Below are 15,933 nucleotides of genomic sequence, written 5' to 3'. Positions count from 1 at the left end.
GTGCGGGCAGGGCCAACGCGCCCTGCCCTGCCCTGTTTACCGCCCGTGGCTGCCGTTATAGCCATTGCGCGCGGGGCTTTGCCAGCTGTTGAGTGTGCCCGGTGCGGGTGCAAAAACCTCGACCAGCATCGGGTAACAGGCGGCTGTGTCGCTGGTATGCTCAGAGGAGCAATCGCCGCCGGGGCAGGCGCTGAGACATCCCAGAATGTCGATCTCGGCAAAGAACTCCAGATAGTCGCCGGGGCGCACGGGGCTGGCTTTCATGAAATACTGGCCGGTGTCGCGGGTGAAGCCGGTGCACATGAAGACGTTGAGCACATCATGAATATGGGGTTCTGCCTCGGCCAGTGCCACGCCCAATTCATCCGCCAAAGCGCGCGTGAGGTTGGAGTGACAACAGTGGTGATACTGCACACCTGACAAGAGGTTGCCGGTATAGGGATCGCAGCGCGTGCCGATCACGTCATGCACCGAGCCGCCGAAAGCGTCGATGCCATACCAGCCCAAGCTGTCGCCGGTGATCGTGGCCATCGGGCGCAGGTGCGGGAAGGACGACCAGAGCCGTTCACCGGTGGTCACATGGGTGCCGTGGAGCGCGCGGGTCTTGCCGGAATAGAACCGCTCTGTGAGGTCATGCGCGTTCCAAAGGTTGAGATCGCCCACTTGCGGGCCATCCACGCTGGTGATGCGAAAGAATTGCCCCGCCTCGGCGCGAAAGCAGGCCGCCTCGCGCGCAGGCACGAGAACCTCTGACACTTTGGTCGTACTGGCGCGCGCGGCGGCATAGAGCGCCAGATCCGGCACCGGCAGCGTATCATTGGGGTAGCAGATCACGGGCGGCACGGCGCGACGGGCGGCTGCATCGGCGGGGGCGTTGGTCATCTTAGTCCTCTTGGGTGTCGCGGGGATTTACCGCGCAATCCAAAGGCGGTTTGCCGTTGGATGTAAAGACCTGCGCGCCGCAAGCCATGCAGCGGTAATAGGATTGCCCATCGCGGTCTTGTCGCCGGTCCGCGCGCCAGCGGCAGGAGCGTGTCCGCCGGTTGGACAGGATCAACACCAGCACGAAGGCGATGACCAACCCCGCGACGACGAGCATGAAGCTATCCCTTGGCCATGGTGCCAAAGCGGCGGTCAGGGGCGGCCTGTCGCACCGGCGCATGACAGGGGCAGGTGACGAGGTGATCGTTGACCATCCCCACCGCCTGCATGAAGGCATAGGTGATGGTGGGACCGCAGAACTTGAAGCCGCGCTTTTTCAAATCCTTGGAAAGTTTTACAGAAATATCGGTTTGCGCTGGCACCTCTGCAAGCGTCTGCCATTCGTTCTGAATGGGCTGCCCGCCGACGAAATCCCAGAGGTAGCGATCAAAGCCCTCGTTGGCCTCAATCACCGCCCAAGCGCGGGCGTTACCGATGGTTGCCTCGATCTTGCCGCGGTGGCGAATGATGCCGGGATTGGCCAAGAGGCGCGTGACCTCAGCCTCGCCCCAAGTAGCGATGACATGGGGATCAAACCCTTGGAATGCCGCGCGAAAACTCTCGCGTTTGCGCAGGATGGTGATCCAGCTCAGCCCCGCCTGAAACCCGTCGAGAATGAGCTTTTCCCAGAGGGCGCGGCTGTCATAGTCGGGCACGCCCCATTCGGTATCGTGGTAGGACAGGTAAAGCGGATCGTCACTGACCCAGCCACAACGCTCCATGCAATTTCCCCTCTAGCCCGGCGCGCAGGCGGTTTCGTTCAAATGCGCGCTTTAAGCCATCCTTAAGCCATCTGCCCCAGTTTGAGAACAGGCGTTCCGGAGGGGCAAATGGGACAGAAACACAAATGGGCCGATATTCCAGCGGGATTCGATACTCCGCTGTCCTATGCCGTTTCGGCGCGGGACCGATCCGTGCTCGATATGGTCAATCAGGCGGTGCATCACAAACAGGTGCTGTTGGCCTATCAGGCGGTGGTGCCTGCGCGCCAGCAGGATCGGCCTGCGTTCTACGAAGGGCTGATTCGTGTGCTCGATGCCACCGGACGGGTGATCCCCGCCAAGGATTTCATCACCCAGATTGAGGTGACGGAAACCGGGCGGATCATCGACTGTCTGGCGCTGGAAAAGGGGCTGCGCACGCTGATCAACTATCCTGATCTGCGGCTGGCCATAAATATGTCGGCGCGCTCGATCGGCTATTCCCGCTGGATACGGACGCTGAAAAAGGGGCTGAGCGATGATCCCACCATTGGCGAGCGGCTGATTCTGGAGATCACGGAAAGCTCGGCGATGCTGGTGCCCGAACTGGTGACAGGCTTTATGAAAGAGTTGCAGGCCAAGGGAATCAGCTTTGCGCTTGATGATTTCGGGGCGGGCTATACCTCGTTCCGGTTTCTCAAGGAGTTCTATTTCGACATCCTCAAGATCGACGGGCAATTCGTGCGCGGCATCGCTACGGACCCGGATAATCAGGTGCTGACCGCCGCCTTGGCCAGCATCGGCCAGCAATTTGACATGGTGACAGTGGCCGAAAGCGTCGAGAAGCCAGAGGATGCCGCCTATCTTGCGGCGCTGGGGATCGACTGTTTGCAAGGGTATTACTTTGGGGCCCCTACGGTGCGGCCACCTTGGATTGACAGCGCCCTTGACCGCGCCACCGCTTGAATGTGACACTCCGTCCGTTGCCGCAGTGCGGCATCTACGATATGACGCCGCGTAACGGCGGAGGTGACAGACAGGGTGTGCATGAAAATGTGACACTGTCGTGCCATGCTCTGGCCCGGCAAATCCTGGTGGAGGACATAGATGACCAATGTAGTAATCGCATCCGCAGCGCGCACCGCTGTCGGATCTTTTGGCGGCGCTTTCGCCAATACGCCGGCGCATGATCTGGGCGCAGCCGTGCTTGAGGCAGTGGTTGCCCGTGCAGGCATCGAAAAGGGCGAAGTGTCCGAGACGATCCTCGGTCAGGTGCTGACCGCAGCGCAGGGCCAAAACCCCGCGCGTCAGGCGCATATCAACGCCGGTTTGCCGATTGAATCCGCCGCCTGGAGCATCAATCAGGTTTGCGGCTCTGGTTTGCGGGCCGTGGCGCTGGGCGCGCAGCACATCCAGTTGGGCGATGCCGCCATCGTCTGCGCCGGGGGTCAGGAAAACATGACACTCAGCCCCCATGCCGCCTATTTGCGCGCCGGGCACAAGATGGGCGATATGACCTATATCGACACGATGATTCGCGATGGTCTGTGGGATGCGTTCAACGGCTATCACATGGGGCAGACCGCCGAGAACGTCGCCGACCAGTGGCAGATCACCCGCGACGTGCAGGACGAATTCGCCGTGGCCAGCCAGAACAAGGCCGAAGCCGCGCAGAAGGCGGGCAAGTTTGACGAAGAAGTGATCGCCTTTGCCGTCAAGACGCGCAAGGGCGACATCATCGTCGACAAGGATGAATACATCCGCCACGGCGCGACAATTGACGCCATGCAGAAGCTGCGCCCCGCCTTTACCAAGGATGGCTCGGTCACGGCCGCCAATGCGAGCGGTCTGAATGACGGTGCGGCCGCGACATTGCTGATGAGCGCCGATGAGGCCGAGCGGCGCGGGATCGAACCGCTGGCGCGCATTGCGTCCTATGCAACCGCTGGGCTGGACCCGTCGATCATGGGCGTGGGTCCGATCCATGCCAGCCGCAAGGCGCTGGCCAAGGCCGGTTGGACTGTCGCCGATCTGGATCTGGTCGAAGCGAATGAGGCCTTTGCCGCGCAGGCCTGTGCGGTCAACAAGGAAATGGGCTGGGATCCGGCCATCGTCAACGTGAACGGCGGCGCGATTGCCATTGGCCACCCGATTGGGGCCTCGGGCTGTCGCGTGCTCAACACGCTGTTGTTCGAGATGAAGCGCCGCGGTGCCAAGCGTGGTCTGGCCACGCTCTGCATCGGTGGCGGCATGGGCGTTGCGCTCTGCGTCGAGCGTCCGTGAGGCGCGCTGGCGCGGTCTGATACAGGATCAAGGGCACCTCAGACGGTGCCCTTTTTCTTGATCCCTTCGGCGCAAGCTGCATCGCAGAAAATTTATTGCGCAACAATATTGCGCAATTCAATTCAAACCGATAACCAAGTTTCAACGCACCAGCCAGATTGGAGGATATCATGGCAAGAACCGCACTCGTGACCGGGGGCTCTCGTGGAATCGGCGCCGCCATTTCCAGGGCGCTCAAGGAGGAGGGCTATACTGTCGCCGCGACCTATGCCGGCAATGATGAGGCCGCCGCCAAGTTCACCGAGGAAACCGGCATCAAGACCTACAAATGGAACGTGGCGGACTATGACAGCTCCAAGGACGGCATCGCGCAGGTCGAAGCGGAATTGGGCCCGATTGACATCGTGATCGCCAACGCGGGCATCACCCGCGATGCACCGTTCCACAAGATGACGCCGCAGCAGTGGAAAGAGGTGATCGACACCAACCTTACGGGCGTGTTCAACACGGTTCACCCGGTCTGGTCGGGCATGCGCGACCGTGGCTTTGGCCGGATTGTGGTGATTTCCTCGATCAACGGGCAAAAGGGCCAATTTGGTCAGGTCAACTATGCCGCGACCAAGGCGGGCGATCTGGGCATCATCAAATCGCTGGCGCAAGAGGGTGCCGCCAAGGGCATCACCGCGAATGCGATCTGCCCCGGCTATATCGCCACGGAAATGGTCATGGCCGTGCCGGAAGCGGTGCGTGAAAAGATCATCGGCATGATTCCGGCGGGCCGTTTGGGCGAGCCAGAGGAAATCGCGCGCTGCGTGACCTTCCTCGTGTCCGAGGATGCCAGCTTTATCAACGGGTCGACGATTTCGGCCAATGGTGCGCAGTTCTTTGTCTAACTGACTTGTGTGATGTTCAAGGCCCGCCCCGGTGATCCGGTGGCGGGCTTTGTCATGTCTTGGGGGCGGCGAGCGTGCCCCGAAAACAAAGGTTCGTGTCAAGGCAGACGGGGGTGGGGGCCACACCATCGCCAACCATATCGACCAAGAGGCGCGCCGCGGCGCGGCCCATGTCGCGGTGCGGGACATGCACGGTGGTGAGCGCCGGATCAACCACGGTTGCCAGTTCGATATCGTCAAAGCCGGTGATCGAGACATCCTGCGGCACGCTGAGGCCAAGCTGACGCGCCATTTGCAAGGCACCGACCGCGAGCACATCATTGCCGCAGACCACGGCAGTGGGCGGGGTTGGCAATGCCATAAGCTGCGCCATTCCCTCGGCCCCGTTGGCGATGCTGTAGGGCGTTTCGATCAGGTGCAACGTGGCGGGGTCTAATCCATGGCCGCGCAAAGCATCGTGAACCCCGGCAATCCGGTCGCGAGCACGGTCATTGCCCGCCGCGAGCGCGGAAATCATGCCGATATGCCGATGTCCGAGGCGCAGCACCTCATCGGCCAAACCTGCCATGGCGCGGCGGTTGTCAAAGCCTATCGAGGCGCGCGCCTGTGTGGGATCATAGGCCCAAGCTATCAACACGGGCACGCCGCGCTGCGCGAGAAAGTCATAAATTCCGGGATCGCGGTCATGGCCGATGAGCAAGAGCGCATCCGCCCCACGCGCCACCAAGGTACGAATCTGATCCGCCTCGATTTCAGGGCTGTAAGAGGACGAGGCCACCAGAAGGGTCAGGCCGCTGAGATGCAATTCTTCTTGAAAGGCCTGAATGGCGCGGGCAAAGATCGCGTTTTCCATCGTCGGAATGATTGCGCCGATGATGCCGGTCCGCCGTGCGGCAAGGGCGCGGGCGCCGAAATTGGGGGAATAACCAAGCGTTGCGACCGCGCTCAGCACCCGGTCGCGCGTGGCGGTCTGCACCTGCGCCGGCGAATTCAGGCAGCGGGAAACGGTGGCAGTCGAAACCCCCGCCACGCGGGCGACATCCGCCAGCGTGGGCAGGTTCGGAGCGGTGTCGGAGAGGCGTCGGTTCATCCTGTGGCCCGGTGTCTGCGTGATGGAATCTATCCGTCTGTAAGGACATTGGAGAAATATAACAGCTTGCGTGAAAATATGTAAGCGCTTACATTTCTCTCGAATCGTCGGCAATTCCGGCGAGAGGGAGGGCCGCATGTTCCTGATCGCAGCACTGATCCTGTTCGGCGCCTTTGGCGTGAATGTGGCGTTGGGGGCCTTTGCTAATGCAGCGTTTCTGACAGGTGTGGGGGAAATGCTGCTGCTTTTGGCGGCGGTTGTGACCTTTGTCGTTGCCACGTTGAGGAGCGAGGCGGCGCGCAAGCGCGGAAAATAAATCAGATCTCAGGGAGGAGACAAGAATGACTGAAGAAGCAAAAGAACTTGCGTCCGAAGAGCGGCGCAATTTTCTGAAACTGGCCACCACCGGCAGCTTTACCGCGGCGGTTGTCGCGGCGGCGGCGGGCACGCTCTGGTCATCCGAAGCGAGCGCACAGACCGCCAATGAAGAGCGCGAGCGCGAAGCGGCGGCAGAGCATGTGATGACGCTGGCCACGGAATATGTGATCGGCACCACGCGCAGCTATCCGATGATGCAGCTCGATGTGAAAGAGAACCTGCAAAACGCCTCGAACGGCAAGATCTATGTCAAGCTCGCGCCCGGCGGGCAGTTGGGTGTGGGGTCGGCGCTGGCGCAAAAGGTGCAGGGCGGCACGATCAATGCGGGGCAATTCTCGCTTTCGAATTTTGCCCCCTTCGCCCCGGCGGTGGATCTGATCAACATGCCCTATTTCTGCGGGGCCAATCAGCGGTTCGTCAATCTTGTGACCTCTGACATCTGGAAGACCGAGGTGAATGCGCTGGTCGAGGCGCGTGGCTTTAAGCCGATGTTCTATTTCTGCATCGACCCGCGTGTGATGGCCGTGCGTAAGGGCGGCGGTGGCCCGATCATGACGCCTGCGGATTTGCAGGGGGTCAAGTTCCGGGTGCCCGGTTCGCAGATGCTGCAACAGTTCTATCGCATGGGCGGGGCCAATCCGACGCCGGTCGCGTGGGGTGAAACGCCTTCGGCGATCAAACAGGGTGTGGCCGATGCGCTCGACCCGGCGGTGGGCGCGCTCTATGCCTTTGGCTTCAAGGATATTCTGAGCCACGTCACCTTTACCCAAGCGGTGCCGGACAGCCAAACCTATGCCTGCAACCTCGAATGGTACAACACCCTGTCCAGCGATGTGCAGGAGGCGATTGAATGGGCCTCTGAAATGAGCTTCCATCAGAACCTTGCCAAGGTGCCGTCGTCGCGGACCTTTGCCATGGCTGAAATGGCCAAGTCGGGTGTGGAATTCCATTCGCTGAGCGCCGATCAACTGGCGGAATGGCAGGACACGGTGGGCTATCAGCGCTCTGAGTGGGACAGCTTCAAGACCGAGTTGGCCGGGTCGATGGAGACCTTTGACAAGCTGGTCGAAGCCGCTGGCACGCAGGGCAAATTCTACGTCCACGACGCCTGAGCCGTGACCGACCGGGCGCGCGCGTGACCGCCGCGCCCGGCCTTTGCAACGACGCTAACGATAGGGACAGGGCCGCTACCTGCGTGCGCTGAACCGGAGAGGTTTGACATGCTCAGCACACTGGACCGCAATCTGGAGCGATGGGCGCTTCTGATCTTTTACATGATGCTTGTCGTCACCATGGCGATCGAGGTGATCCGGCGCGAGGTATTCGCCTATTCCTCGGTCTGGGGCGAAGAGATCGTGCGCTATGCTTTCATCTATCTGGCGTGGATCGGGGCGGCGGCGGCGGTGCGCGAGCGCGCGCATATCCGCATCGACGTGATCATGCATTACGTGGGGCCACGCCTAAAGGCGGCGCTGTATATCTTGGGCGATCTGGTGATGGCAGCGGTGGCAGTTGTCGCGCTTTACTGGTCGTGGGAGACGGTGCTGGTTTCGGCCAAGTTCGGCTCGGTCAGTGCCGGGTTGCGGGTGTCGATGGTGTGGTTCCTCTTGGCGGTGCCGGTGGGCTTTGGCCTGATGCTTTTGCGGCTCGTGCAATCCTTCTTGCGCGACGTGCGCGCCCTTCGTGACGGAACACCCGTTCACGAAGGCAATCAGCTGTTTGATTGAGGGGCGCGCGTCATGTGGAATACATTCTCGCAAACCGTCGATCTGGGCTGGGATTTTTACGGGCCGGTGATCCTATTCGTGGTGCTGGTGGCGCTGGCTGTGCCGGTCTGGGCGGCGATTGGATCGGCGGCGATTGTCATGCTGATGTGGTCGGGCGCGCTTCCGCTCAGCCTTGTGGGGGAGAGCCTGTTTGACGGGATCGACGCCTTTGCGCTGACGGCGGTACCGCTCTTTATCCTGACGGGTGATGTGCTGGTGCGAACCGGGCTCAGTCGCAAGTTTCTGAATGTGGCGGAGGCGCTGACACAGTTTGCCAAGGGCGGTTTCGGCTCTGCCACGGTGCTTGTCTGCGGCATGTTCTCGGCCATCTCGGGATCGGATGCGGCGGGCGCTGCAGCGGTGGGGCGGATGACCATCGACCGGCTGGTGGAATCGGGCTATCCGCGCCCCTATGCCTGTGCGCTGGTGGCGGCGGGGGCCTGTACCGGCATCCTTATCCCACCGTCGATTGCCTATATCATCATCGGTCTGGTCTTGGGCATCTCGGCCTCGACGCTCTTTATGGCGGCGCTTATTCCGGGGATGCTGATCCTTGTGTCGATCCTGATCACCAATATCGTGGTCAATCGTATCTATGGCTATGAGGGCGGCGGCAATGTCGGGTTTGGCGAGTATTTCGCCAATCTGGGCCGTGCGCTGGCGTCGGGCTGGTATGCCTTTATCGTGCCGGGGATCATCTTTTACGGCATCTTTTCGGGGCGGCTGACGCCGACCGAGGCGGGCGCGACTGCGGTCATTGTCACGGTGATCCTTGGCTTTATCCTTGGCACGCTCAAGCTGGCGGATTTTCCGGCCATGCTGATCAGTTCGGCCAAGGTCAACGGGGTGATCCTGCCCATCATCGCCTTTTCCCTGCCCTTGGCGCAGGCATTGGCGATCATGGGCGTGCCGCAGGGGTTTGTAACGGCGGTGACGGGATTGACCGATGATCCGGCCACGCTCATTCTTTTGATGATCCTGATCCTGATCGCGGCGGGCTGCGTGATGGAGACGACGCCCAATATCGTCATCCTCGCGCCCATTCTGAAACCGCTGGCCGACAATATCGGCATGAACGAGATTCAGTTCTGCATCATGATGATCACCGCCTTGGGTGTGGGATTCATCACGCCGCCGCTTGGCCTCAACCTCTTTGTCGTGTCGGGCATCACCGGCGAATCCATCCTGCGGATTGCATGGCGTGCCGTGCCGTTCGTGTTCTTCATGCTCATCGTGGTGCTGCTGATTGCCTATGTCCCGGCGATTTCGACCACGATGCTTCCCGATGTCTACAAATAGGACCCTACCATGACCCGTGAATACCTGAAGAAAGCAACCCTGACCTCAACCTCGCACGCCAGTGACGTGCATGAGACCGTGCAAGGGATTCTGGCCGATATCGAAGCGGGCGGTGACAAGGTCGCGATGGACTATGCCGCCAAATTTGACCGCTATGAGGGCAATATCATCCTGACACCGGAAGAGATTGCCGCTGCGACAGCGCTCGTGCCGGACAAGCTCAAGCGGGATATCGAGTTTGCCCATGCCAATGTGCGCCGCTTTGCAGAGGCCCAGCGCGAAACCTTGCGTGACATCGAGATCGAAGTGGTGCCGGGGCTGATTGCCGGGCAAAAGAGCATTCCGGTCCATGCGGCAGGCTGTTACGTGCCGGGCGGGCGCTATAGCCATATCGCGAGCGCGATCATGACCGTGACCACCGCCAAGGTGGCAGGGTGCCAGCATATCGTGGCCTGTTCCCCACCCCGTCCCGGTGTGGGCGTGGCCCCGGCCATTATCTATGCGGCGCATGTCTGCGGCGCGGATGTGATCATGGCCATGGGCGGCGTGCAGGGTGTTGCGGCGATGACATTCGGCCTCTTTGGGCTTCCTAAGGCGAACATCCTTGTCGGCCCCGGCAATCAGTTCGTGGCCGAGGCCAAGCGCATCCTTTTTGGCCGCGTTGGCATCGACATGATCGCTGGGCCGACCGACAGCCTTGTTCTGGCGGATGCGACGGCTGATGCAATGGTGGTGGCGACCGATCTGGTCGGGCAAGCGGAGCATGGCTATAACTCGCCCGTCTGGCTGGTGACGGATCATCGCCCGCTGGCGGAAGAGGTCATGCGCCTTGTGCCGGACCTGATCGCCGATCTGCCCGAGGTCAATCGCGATAATGCCGCCGCCGCGTGGCGTGACTATGCCGAGGTGATCCTCTGCGCGGATCGCGAGGAAATGGCGGCCACCTCGGACGATTACGCGCCCGAGCATCTGACGGTGCAGGCCGAGGATCTGGATTGGTGGCTGGGGCGGTTGACCTGTTATGGGTCTTTGTTCCTTGGCGAAGAAACCACGGTCGCCTTTGGCGACAAGGCATCGGGCACCAATCACGTGCTGCCTACCTCTGGCGCGGCCAGCTATACCGGCGGTCTGAGCGTGCATAAATACATGAAGATTGTCACTTGGCAGCGCGCCACCCGCGAGGGGGCTAAGCCCGTGGCCGAGGCCACCGCGCGCATTTCGCGGCTGGAAGGGATGGAGGGGCATGCCCGCACCGCCGATATTCGCCTGCGCAAGTATTTCCCCGATGAAACCTTTGACCTGACCGCCAATGGCTGAACGGGGGCTATTTGACATCGCGGGGCGCGTGGCGCTGGTGACCGGGGCGAGTGCTGGCCTTGGGCGGCGCGCGGCGACGGTGCTGGCGATGCGCGGCGCGCGCGTGGTGGGTGTGGCCCGCCGTGCCGATGCGCTGGCGGGATGGCAGGCAGAGGTGGGCGCAAATGGGGCCGTGATCGCGCATGATCTGGCGGATCGCGACGGTCTGGCCGATCTGGCGCGGCGCGCATCAGAGCCGTTTGGCGCGCCCGACATTGTGATCCACGCGGCGGGCATCAACACGCGGCAGGTGGCAGATGACGTGACGCCCGAAGGCTGGGATGTGACATTGGCGCTTAACCTCACCGCGCCGTTTTTCCTGAGCCAGCACCTTGTGCCCGCGATGCGCGCGCGCGGCTGGGGAAGGATTGTCAATTTCGCGTCGCTGCAATCTTTCCGCGCCTTTCCGGGGGGCATCGCCTATGGGGCCAGCAAGGGCGGCGTGGCGCAGATGACCCGCGCTATGGCCGAGGCATGGTCGCCGGGGGGCATCAACGTCAACGCGCTGGCCCCCGGCTTTGTGCGCACAGAGCTGACAGCGCCGGTGTTCAATGACCCAGAGCGCGCCGCGCGCAATGCGGCGCAGACCTGCATCGGGCGCAATGGCGAGCCGGAGGATATGGATGGGCCGCTGCTGTTCCTGTGCTCGGATGCATCGAATTATGTCACCGGCCAAATCCTGATGCTGGACGGAGGATTCACCGCAAAATGAAGGCTTTAGTCTATACCGGGCCAGAGGCGCTCGACTATCGCGAGATGGCGGACCCGGTGCCGCAGGAGGGTGAGGCGCTGATCCGGGTTGAGAGCGTGGGCATTTGCGGATCAGATATGCACGCCTATCTGGGCCATGATGACCGCCGCCCCGCGCCGCTGGTGCTGGGGCATGAGGCGGCGGGTGTGGTGCTGAGCGGGGCCATGACGGGCGCGCGCGTGACAGTCAATCCGCTGGTGACATGCGGCACCTGCCCTGCCTGCCGGTCGGGGCGCGATAACCTGTGCAGCACACGCCAGATCATTTCCATGCCACCGCGCGAGGGGGCGTTTGCCGGGCTTTTGGCGATGCCAGAGCGCAATCTTGTGGCGGTGCCCGAGCATATGACCACGCATCAAGCGGCGCTGGCCGAACCGATTGCCTGCGGCTGGCATGGCGTGCGGCTGGGCCGTGCAGTTTTGGGTGAGGGTGCGCAGCGCGCGTTGGTGCTGGGCGGTGGTGCGATTGGTCTGGGTGCCGCGCTGAGCCTTACGGCGCAGGGCATTGCGGATGTCACGATGGTTGAGCCGCATGCCGCACGGCGGGCGTTTCTGGACCTGCGATGCGACCAAAAGGCGATTGCGCCCGATGCGCTGGACCCGTCCGAACAGTTCGACATCGTGGTCGATGGCGTGGGCTATGAGGCCACGCGCGCGCAGGCCTCTGCCCATGCGCGGCCCGGTGGGGTGATCGCGCATATCGGTTTGGGGCAATCCACCGGCGGCCTCGATATCCGGCGCATGACGCTGCAAGAGATCACCTTTATCGGCACCTATACCTATACCGCGCAGGATTTCCGCGATTGTGCGCAGGCGATGTTCGACGGGCGTCTGGGCGCGCTCGACTGGGTGGAGGAGCGTGCGCTGAGCGATGGCGCGCGCGCCTTTGCCGATATTCGTGGTGGGCGCGTGACCAGCCCCAAGATCATCCTTGTCCCATGAAGAGGAGTGAGCGTCATGTATCGCAAAATCATTGTCGGCCTGTCGCTGGAACACGGGATCAGCGAAAGCGCGTTGGAGGTTGCCCGCGCGCTGCGTGCTGACGGGGGCGAGATCATCGCCCTGCACGCCTATGAGCCGGTCCAAGGCTCGGTGCGGGCCTATCTGGATGAAGAGGTGGTCGAAGGTGCCTATAAGCGCGCGCAGGCGCAATTGGCCGAGCGGGTGGCGGGGGCGCCCGACGTGACGCCTGTGATGCTGCGCGGTCATTCGGGACGGGCGATTACAGATTATGCCGAAAAGCAGGGTGCGGATTGCATCATCGTCGGGTCGCACAAACCGGGGCTGAGCGACTTTCTCTTGGGCTCGACGGCGGCGCGGGTGGTGCGGCATGCGCCCTGCGCCGTGCATGTGCTGCGCTAGGTAAGGCGATGGGGGCCGATGCCATTCATTCCGCCGAGGATGCGCGCCGTTTGGCGCGGCGACGTCTGCCGTGGATGGTGTTCGATTATATCGACGGCGCTGCGGGGGAAGAACATGGTGAGGCGCTCAATCGTGCGGCGCTGCGGGATTTGCGGCTGAAGCCGCGTGTTCTGTGCAATGTGGCCAAGCGGGATTTGTCGCTGAATGTGTTCGGGCACGCGGCGCGCGTGCCCTTTGGCATCACGCCAATGGGGATGTGCAACCTGAGCACGCCGGGGGCCGATCTCATGCTGGCGCGGCTGGCGGCGCGGGATCGCGTGCCTTTGGGCGTTTCAACCGTCGCCTCGACCCCGCTGGAGCAGATGATCGAGGTGGCCGAGGGGCATGCGTGGTTTCAGCTCTATTTCAGTGGTGATGGCAGCGGCACCATGGCGCTGGTCGAGCGGGCGCGGGCGGCGGGCTATCAAACCCTTGTCGTCACGCTGGATGTGCCTGAGGTGGGGCGACGCCCGCGCGAATTGCGCCACGGCTTCAAGATGCCGTTCAAGATCGGACCACGGCAATTCGTTGATTTCGCGCTGCATCCGCGCTGGTCGCTGGGCACGCTGCTGCATGGCAAGCCAGAGATGGCAAATTTCCGGCAGGGTGGTTTTGACCGCACCGCCAGCCGGGCGGCGGCGGATTGGTCCTATCTTGACCGGCTGCGCGCGGCCTGGCCCGGCAAGCTGGTGATCAAGGGCGTGCTGGACGTGGAGGATTCCGTGCGGCTGTGTGCGGCTGGGGTGGATGCGATACAGGTTTCCAGCCATGGCGGGCGGCAGTTGGATGGCGCACCGGAGCCTATTTTGATGCTGGCAGAGATGCGCGCGGCGCTTGGGCCGGAATTTCCGCTGTTTTTCGATTCCGGGCTGCGGTCGGGCGAGGATATCGTCAAGGCACATGCCATGGGGGCGAATTTTGCCTTTCTCGGGCGGCCCCTGCTTTTTGCCATGGCGGCGGGAGGCGAGCGGGGGCTGCACCGGCTCTGGGAGGTGATGACCGAAGAGGTGAGCCTGACGCTGGCGCAACTGGGGCGCAAGAGCATGTCAGGCCTGCAAGAGTGTGTGCGGCGCGCGGCCTGAACCGCGCACCGCGTTACTTGGAGCTGGAGCGTCTGATCGGGGTCACATCGCCCCGGGCCTGACTAGGGGCCTCTACGCAGGATCGGCGAGGTCCCGGGTCAAGCCCGGGGCGGGTGTCGTTTCGATGACAGGCAACACAGCTTAGAAAGCGTATTGCCAGCCCAGTGTCGTGGTCCAATCCGTCTCAAGCTGAAGCCCGTTCAGATCCTGATAGACCGGCGCGCCGACCTCGAGCGCCAGACGATGCCCGCGCAGCGCGCCCTTTTGCGCCACAAGGTTGACGCCCGCATAGAGCGTTACCGTTTCGCCGCCGTAGTTATCGGGATTGAGAGTGGGCGACGGGCCGACCATGCGCGAATCGCGCCCGCTGATGTCGCCCACGCTTTTGGCCTCGATGCGGCCCGACAGGCTGATCCACGGCTTGGGCTGATAGCTGGCCCATGTGGTCATCGCCATCTCGTTGCCCAGATGGTAGCCGTTGTTCTTGCCGGTGCGGATCACACCAGTCAGTTGCGCGCCCCAGCCGGTATTGCCCGACCGCGCGCTATAGGTGATGCCGGGCAAGAGATCGAAGGTGCCAGAACCCAACTGCATCCCGTAGGGCATGCGCATTGTCGCGAACGCCCCTGTTGGGGTGAGGACTGTTGCCTGCTCCGTGGTAGAGCCAGTGGGCAGGCTGGCACCGAAATTCAGGTGCAGCTTGTGATTGCCCCAAGTCCCAAGCCCGTAGAGCGCGGAGACCTTGAGATCGCCCCAACCTTCGGATTGGCTCTTGAATGTGCCCAGACGGGTGGTGCCGGCGGGGCCTGCAAAAGTGATGTGGTTCATCTGCTTGGTGATATAGGGCAGCATGGCCATCAGAGTCAGTCGATCATTCGGCGCATACATCGCGCCAAACATATGCATATCCATGGTCATGCTGGTGGGCGCGACGCGGATGTTGGGCGGCTGGCCCGGCAGACCGAAAAACGTATTGGGCGTCATGGCCACCTGTTCGGGGCTAAGCCGGTTGGTGCCGCTGCGATAGCCCTCCATGTCCATATGCATGAAGCGGTAGGACAGCATCACTTCGCCGGTCTTGTGGCGGTGTTCGCCCATCACACCAATGGGGGCATGGCCATCGGCGCGCAACGGCGGCAGATCGGTCACGCTGACGCGCAGCCCGTCCTTGGGGGCTGTGGTGCCGTCATGCGCCATAGCAGGCGCAGTCAGCCATAGGGCAAGCGCGGCGCAAAGAGCACCGGCCGTCAGAGAAGTCTGTGTCATGGTCTTAGAGTCTCTTGTTCTTGGGGATGCACGTCGGACCGGGCGCAAAAGAGCCCGCAACAGTCGCGACGGCGATCAATTGAAAATCAGGGTTTCATTCCGATGTCAGTTTGGGCCAAAGGGGGCTGGCATGGGTCACGCGGGCGCGATGCAATGTGCTTAGCCCGCCATCTGGCCCGCTCGAGCGACCGCTTGCCACGCAACGGCAAGCGCAGGAGCGTGCCGGGTGGCACCTATACCAGCTATCCCAAGGCAACCACGGGCGGCGCGCGCGGGCTATAGGCGATGGGCAGATCGCCCACTGCTGCGCGCATGTCATCGTAAACGCGCACAACCCGCGAAAAGCTATGCTCTCGCGCAATGAGCGCGATGATCACATCCGTCAGCACCACCGGCGACTTGAAGAAGGGACAGGGTGTATTCAGATGCGGGCTGTCATGCTTGGCCTCGGCGGGGGGTGCAACAAGCGCGCCGGGATTCTCTTCGACCAGACACAGCGCACCGCCAAGCGCGATGGCCTCGATCTTGAGGAGGTCTTGGGCGTGGTGATGGGCCTGCGCGGCATCGGCCAATTCGTGTTGGCAATCGACGGCGGCGGCTGTGGCGACCCGAACGCTGAGCAACAAGACGAGCAGCGCCGGCGCAAAGCCAACCCTCTTTCGTCTGCGCATCCAGCGTCCAAAAATC

At 62.4% G+C, this 15,933-nt stretch carries 18 protein-coding genes; 12 read left to right on the top strand and 6 right to left on the bottom strand.

Going from position 1 to position 15,933, the window contains the following annotated elements:
* Nucleotides 1–36: 36 nt before the first annotated feature.
* Genes ROSMUCSMR3_RS11710 through ROSMUCSMR3_RS11700 form a run of 3 tightly spaced genes read right to left on the bottom strand, consistent with a single transcriptional unit; the run spans nucleotide 37 to nucleotide 1,703 of the window.
* Nucleotides 37–882, bottom strand: coding sequence for an urea carboxylase-associated family protein (locus ROSMUCSMR3_RS11710; RefSeq protein WP_081507421.1), 846 nt, complete (start codon nucleotides 880–882; stop codon nucleotides 37–39).
* A gap of 1 nt (nucleotide 883) precedes the next feature.
* Complete coding sequence (locus ROSMUCSMR3_RS11705; RefSeq protein WP_008279630.1) at nucleotides 884–1,099, bottom strand: hypothetical protein; 216 nt, start codon at nucleotides 1,097–1,099, stop codon at nucleotides 884–886.
* A gap of 4 nt (nucleotides 1,100–1,103) precedes the next feature.
* Nucleotides 1,104–1,703, bottom strand: a complete 600-nt coding sequence (locus ROSMUCSMR3_RS11700) for a DNA-3-methyladenine glycosylase I (protein WP_081507420.1) — start codon at nucleotides 1,701–1,703, stop codon at nucleotides 1,104–1,106.
* 108 nt (nucleotides 1,704–1,811) lie between these two features.
* Between ROSMUCSMR3_RS11700 and ROSMUCSMR3_RS11695 the strand changes: the two genes are divergently transcribed.
* The 3 genes from ROSMUCSMR3_RS11695 (at nucleotide 1,812) to phbB (ending at nucleotide 4,858) form a co-directional block, all read left to right on the top strand.
* Nucleotides 1,812–2,648: an EAL domain-containing protein gene (locus tag ROSMUCSMR3_RS11695; protein ID WP_081507419.1), complete on the top strand. Its 837-nt coding sequence runs from the start codon at nucleotides 1,812–1,814 to the stop codon at nucleotides 2,646–2,648.
* Nucleotides 2,649–2,789: 141 nt separating this feature from the next.
* Nucleotides 2,790–3,965, top strand: a complete 1,176-nt coding sequence (locus ROSMUCSMR3_RS11690; protein ID WP_008279633.1) for an acetyl-CoA C-acetyltransferase — start codon at nucleotides 2,790–2,792, stop codon at nucleotides 3,963–3,965.
* Nucleotides 3,966–4,135: 170 nt separating this feature from the next.
* Complete coding sequence (gene phbB, locus ROSMUCSMR3_RS11685) at nucleotides 4,136–4,858, top strand: acetoacetyl-CoA reductase (RefSeq protein ID WP_008279634.1); 723 nt, start codon at nucleotides 4,136–4,138, stop codon at nucleotides 4,856–4,858.
* A gap of 52 nt (nucleotides 4,859–4,910) precedes the next feature.
* On the opposite strand, the gene ROSMUCSMR3_RS11680 is transcribed toward phbB, so the two are convergent.
* A complete protein-coding gene (locus ROSMUCSMR3_RS11680; RefSeq protein ID WP_081507418.1) occupies nucleotides 4,911–5,948 on the bottom strand; it encodes a LacI family DNA-binding transcriptional regulator in 1,038 nt (345 codons plus the stop codon).
* Between the two features lie 136 nt (nucleotides 5,949–6,084).
* Between ROSMUCSMR3_RS11680 and ROSMUCSMR3_RS11675 the strand changes: the two genes are divergently transcribed.
* The 9 genes from ROSMUCSMR3_RS11675 to ROSMUCSMR3_RS11635 all read left to right on the top strand — a co-directional run bounded on the left by ROSMUCSMR3_RS11675 (nucleotide 6,085) and on the right by ROSMUCSMR3_RS11635 (nucleotide 13,980).
* Nucleotides 6,085–6,264 carry a hypothetical protein gene (locus ROSMUCSMR3_RS11675; RefSeq protein ID WP_008279636.1) on the top strand — a complete coding sequence of 60 codons (180 nt, stop codon included), beginning with the start codon at nucleotides 6,085–6,087 and terminating at the stop codon, nucleotides 6,262–6,264.
* Nucleotides 6,265–6,289: 25 nt separating this feature from the next.
* The gene (locus ROSMUCSMR3_RS11670; protein ID WP_008279637.1) at nucleotides 6,290–7,438 is read left to right on the top strand and encodes a TRAP transporter substrate-binding protein; all 1,149 of its coding nucleotides are present in this window, start codon (nucleotides 6,290–6,292) and stop codon (nucleotides 7,436–7,438) included.
* 108 nt (nucleotides 7,439–7,546) lie between these two features.
* Entirely contained in the window at nucleotides 7,547–8,053 is a 507-nt protein-coding gene (locus ROSMUCSMR3_RS11665; RefSeq protein ID WP_008279638.1) for a TRAP transporter small permease, read from the top strand.
* A gap of 12 nt (nucleotides 8,054–8,065) precedes the next feature.
* Nucleotides 8,066–9,391 (top strand): TRAP transporter large permease, encoded by a 1,326-nt coding sequence (locus ROSMUCSMR3_RS11660; RefSeq protein ID WP_008279639.1) that lies wholly within the window; start codon nucleotides 8,066–8,068, stop codon nucleotides 9,389–9,391.
* 9 nt (nucleotides 9,392–9,400) lie between these two features.
* The gene (gene hisD / locus ROSMUCSMR3_RS11655) at nucleotides 9,401–10,708 is read left to right on the top strand and encodes a histidinol dehydrogenase (RefSeq protein WP_081507417.1); all 1,308 of its coding nucleotides are present in this window, start codon (nucleotides 9,401–9,403) and stop codon (nucleotides 10,706–10,708) included.
* On the top strand, nucleotides 10,701–11,459 hold the full coding sequence (locus ROSMUCSMR3_RS11650) for an SDR family NAD(P)-dependent oxidoreductase (RefSeq protein WP_081507416.1): 759 nt from the start codon (nucleotides 10,701–10,703) through the stop codon (nucleotides 11,457–11,459). Before hisD ends, ROSMUCSMR3_RS11650 begins: the two co-directional genes overlap by 8 nt.
* On the top strand, nucleotides 11,456–12,439 hold the full coding sequence (locus ROSMUCSMR3_RS11645; protein ID WP_081507415.1) for a zinc-dependent alcohol dehydrogenase: 984 nt from the start codon (nucleotides 11,456–11,458) through the stop codon (nucleotides 12,437–12,439). Before ROSMUCSMR3_RS11650 ends, ROSMUCSMR3_RS11645 begins: the two co-directional genes overlap by 4 nt.
* A 15-nt stretch (nucleotides 12,440–12,454) precedes the next feature.
* Complete coding sequence (locus tag ROSMUCSMR3_RS11640) at nucleotides 12,455–12,859, top strand: universal stress protein (RefSeq protein WP_081507414.1); 405 nt, start codon at nucleotides 12,455–12,457, stop codon at nucleotides 12,857–12,859.
* A gap of 8 nt (nucleotides 12,860–12,867) precedes the next feature.
* Nucleotides 12,868–13,980 (top strand): alpha-hydroxy acid oxidase, encoded by a 1,113-nt coding sequence (locus tag ROSMUCSMR3_RS11635; protein WP_081507413.1) that lies wholly within the window; start codon nucleotides 12,868–12,870, stop codon nucleotides 13,978–13,980.
* 141 nt (nucleotides 13,981–14,121) lie between these two features.
* Here ROSMUCSMR3_RS11635 and ROSMUCSMR3_RS11630 read toward each other — a convergent pair whose 3' ends face one another.
* Nucleotides 14,122–15,246 carry an alpha-amylase gene (locus ROSMUCSMR3_RS11630; protein WP_081507412.1) on the bottom strand — a complete coding sequence of 375 codons (1,125 nt, stop codon included), beginning with the start codon at nucleotides 15,244–15,246 and terminating at the stop codon, nucleotides 14,122–14,124.
* Nucleotides 15,247–15,488: 242 nt separating this feature from the next.
* Nucleotides 15,489–15,917, bottom strand: coding sequence for a hypothetical protein (locus ROSMUCSMR3_RS11625; RefSeq protein WP_237183440.1), 429 nt, complete (start codon nucleotides 15,915–15,917; stop codon nucleotides 15,489–15,491).
* Between the last annotated feature and the right edge of the window lie 16 nt (nucleotides 15,918–15,933).

This window comes from Roseovarius mucosus, from assembly GCF_002080415.1.
Classification (GTDB): Bacteria; Pseudomonadota; Alphaproteobacteria; order Rhodobacterales; family Rhodobacteraceae; genus Roseovarius; species Roseovarius mucosus_A.
Note: the sequence above shows the minus strand (reverse complement) of the source record. Positions and strands in the feature narration are given on the sequence as shown.

Excerpts from the sequence above, each read along its gene's own strand:
- hisD (WP_081507417.1), top strand. The coding sequence starts at position 9,401 with ATGACCCGTGAATACCTGAAGAAAGCAACCCTGACCTCAACCTCGCAC.
- ROSMUCSMR3_RS11700 (WP_081507420.1), bottom strand. The coding sequence starts at position 1,703 with ATGGAGCGTTGTGGCTGGGTCAGTGACGATCCGCTTTACCTGTCCTAC.
- ROSMUCSMR3_RS11705 (WP_008279630.1), bottom strand. The coding sequence starts at position 1,099 with ATGCTCGTCGTCGCGGGGTTGGTCATCGCCTTCGTGCTGGTGTTGATC.
- ROSMUCSMR3_RS11650 (WP_081507416.1), top strand. The coding sequence starts at position 10,701 with ATGGCTGAACGGGGGCTATTTGACATCGCGGGGCGCGTGGCGCTGGTG.
- ROSMUCSMR3_RS11640 (WP_081507414.1), top strand. The coding sequence starts at position 12,455 with ATGTATCGCAAAATCATTGTCGGCCTGTCGCTGGAACACGGGATCAGC.
- ROSMUCSMR3_RS11625 (WP_237183440.1), bottom strand. The coding sequence starts at position 15,917 with ATGCGCAGACGAAAGAGGGTTGGCTTTGCGCCGGCGCTGCTCGTCTTG.
- ROSMUCSMR3_RS11635 (WP_081507413.1), top strand. The coding sequence starts at position 12,868 with ATGGGGGCCGATGCCATTCATTCCGCCGAGGATGCGCGCCGTTTGGCG.
- ROSMUCSMR3_RS11690 (WP_008279633.1), top strand. The coding sequence starts at position 2,790 with ATGACCAATGTAGTAATCGCATCCGCAGCGCGCACCGCTGTCGGATCT.
- phbB (WP_008279634.1), top strand. The coding sequence starts at position 4,136 with ATGGCAAGAACCGCACTCGTGACCGGGGGCTCTCGTGGAATCGGCGCC.
- ROSMUCSMR3_RS11675 (WP_008279636.1), top strand. The coding sequence starts at position 6,085 with ATGTTCCTGATCGCAGCACTGATCCTGTTCGGCGCCTTTGGCGTGAAT.
- ROSMUCSMR3_RS11645 (WP_081507415.1), top strand. The coding sequence starts at position 11,456 with ATGAAGGCTTTAGTCTATACCGGGCCAGAGGCGCTCGACTATCGCGAG.
- ROSMUCSMR3_RS11670 (WP_008279637.1), top strand. The coding sequence starts at position 6,290 with ATGACTGAAGAAGCAAAAGAACTTGCGTCCGAAGAGCGGCGCAATTTT.
- ROSMUCSMR3_RS11710 (WP_081507421.1), bottom strand. The coding sequence starts at position 882 with ATGACCAACGCCCCCGCCGATGCAGCCGCCCGTCGCGCCGTGCCGCCC.
- ROSMUCSMR3_RS11665 (WP_008279638.1), top strand. The coding sequence starts at position 7,547 with ATGCTCAGCACACTGGACCGCAATCTGGAGCGATGGGCGCTTCTGATC.
- ROSMUCSMR3_RS11630 (WP_081507412.1), bottom strand. The coding sequence starts at position 15,246 with ATGACACAGACTTCTCTGACGGCCGGTGCTCTTTGCGCCGCGCTTGCC.
- ROSMUCSMR3_RS11680 (WP_081507418.1), bottom strand. The coding sequence starts at position 5,948 with ATGAACCGACGCCTCTCCGACACCGCTCCGAACCTGCCCACGCTGGCG.
- ROSMUCSMR3_RS11695 (WP_081507419.1), top strand. The coding sequence starts at position 1,812 with ATGGGACAGAAACACAAATGGGCCGATATTCCAGCGGGATTCGATACT.
- ROSMUCSMR3_RS11660 (WP_008279639.1), top strand. The coding sequence starts at position 8,066 with ATGTGGAATACATTCTCGCAAACCGTCGATCTGGGCTGGGATTTTTAC.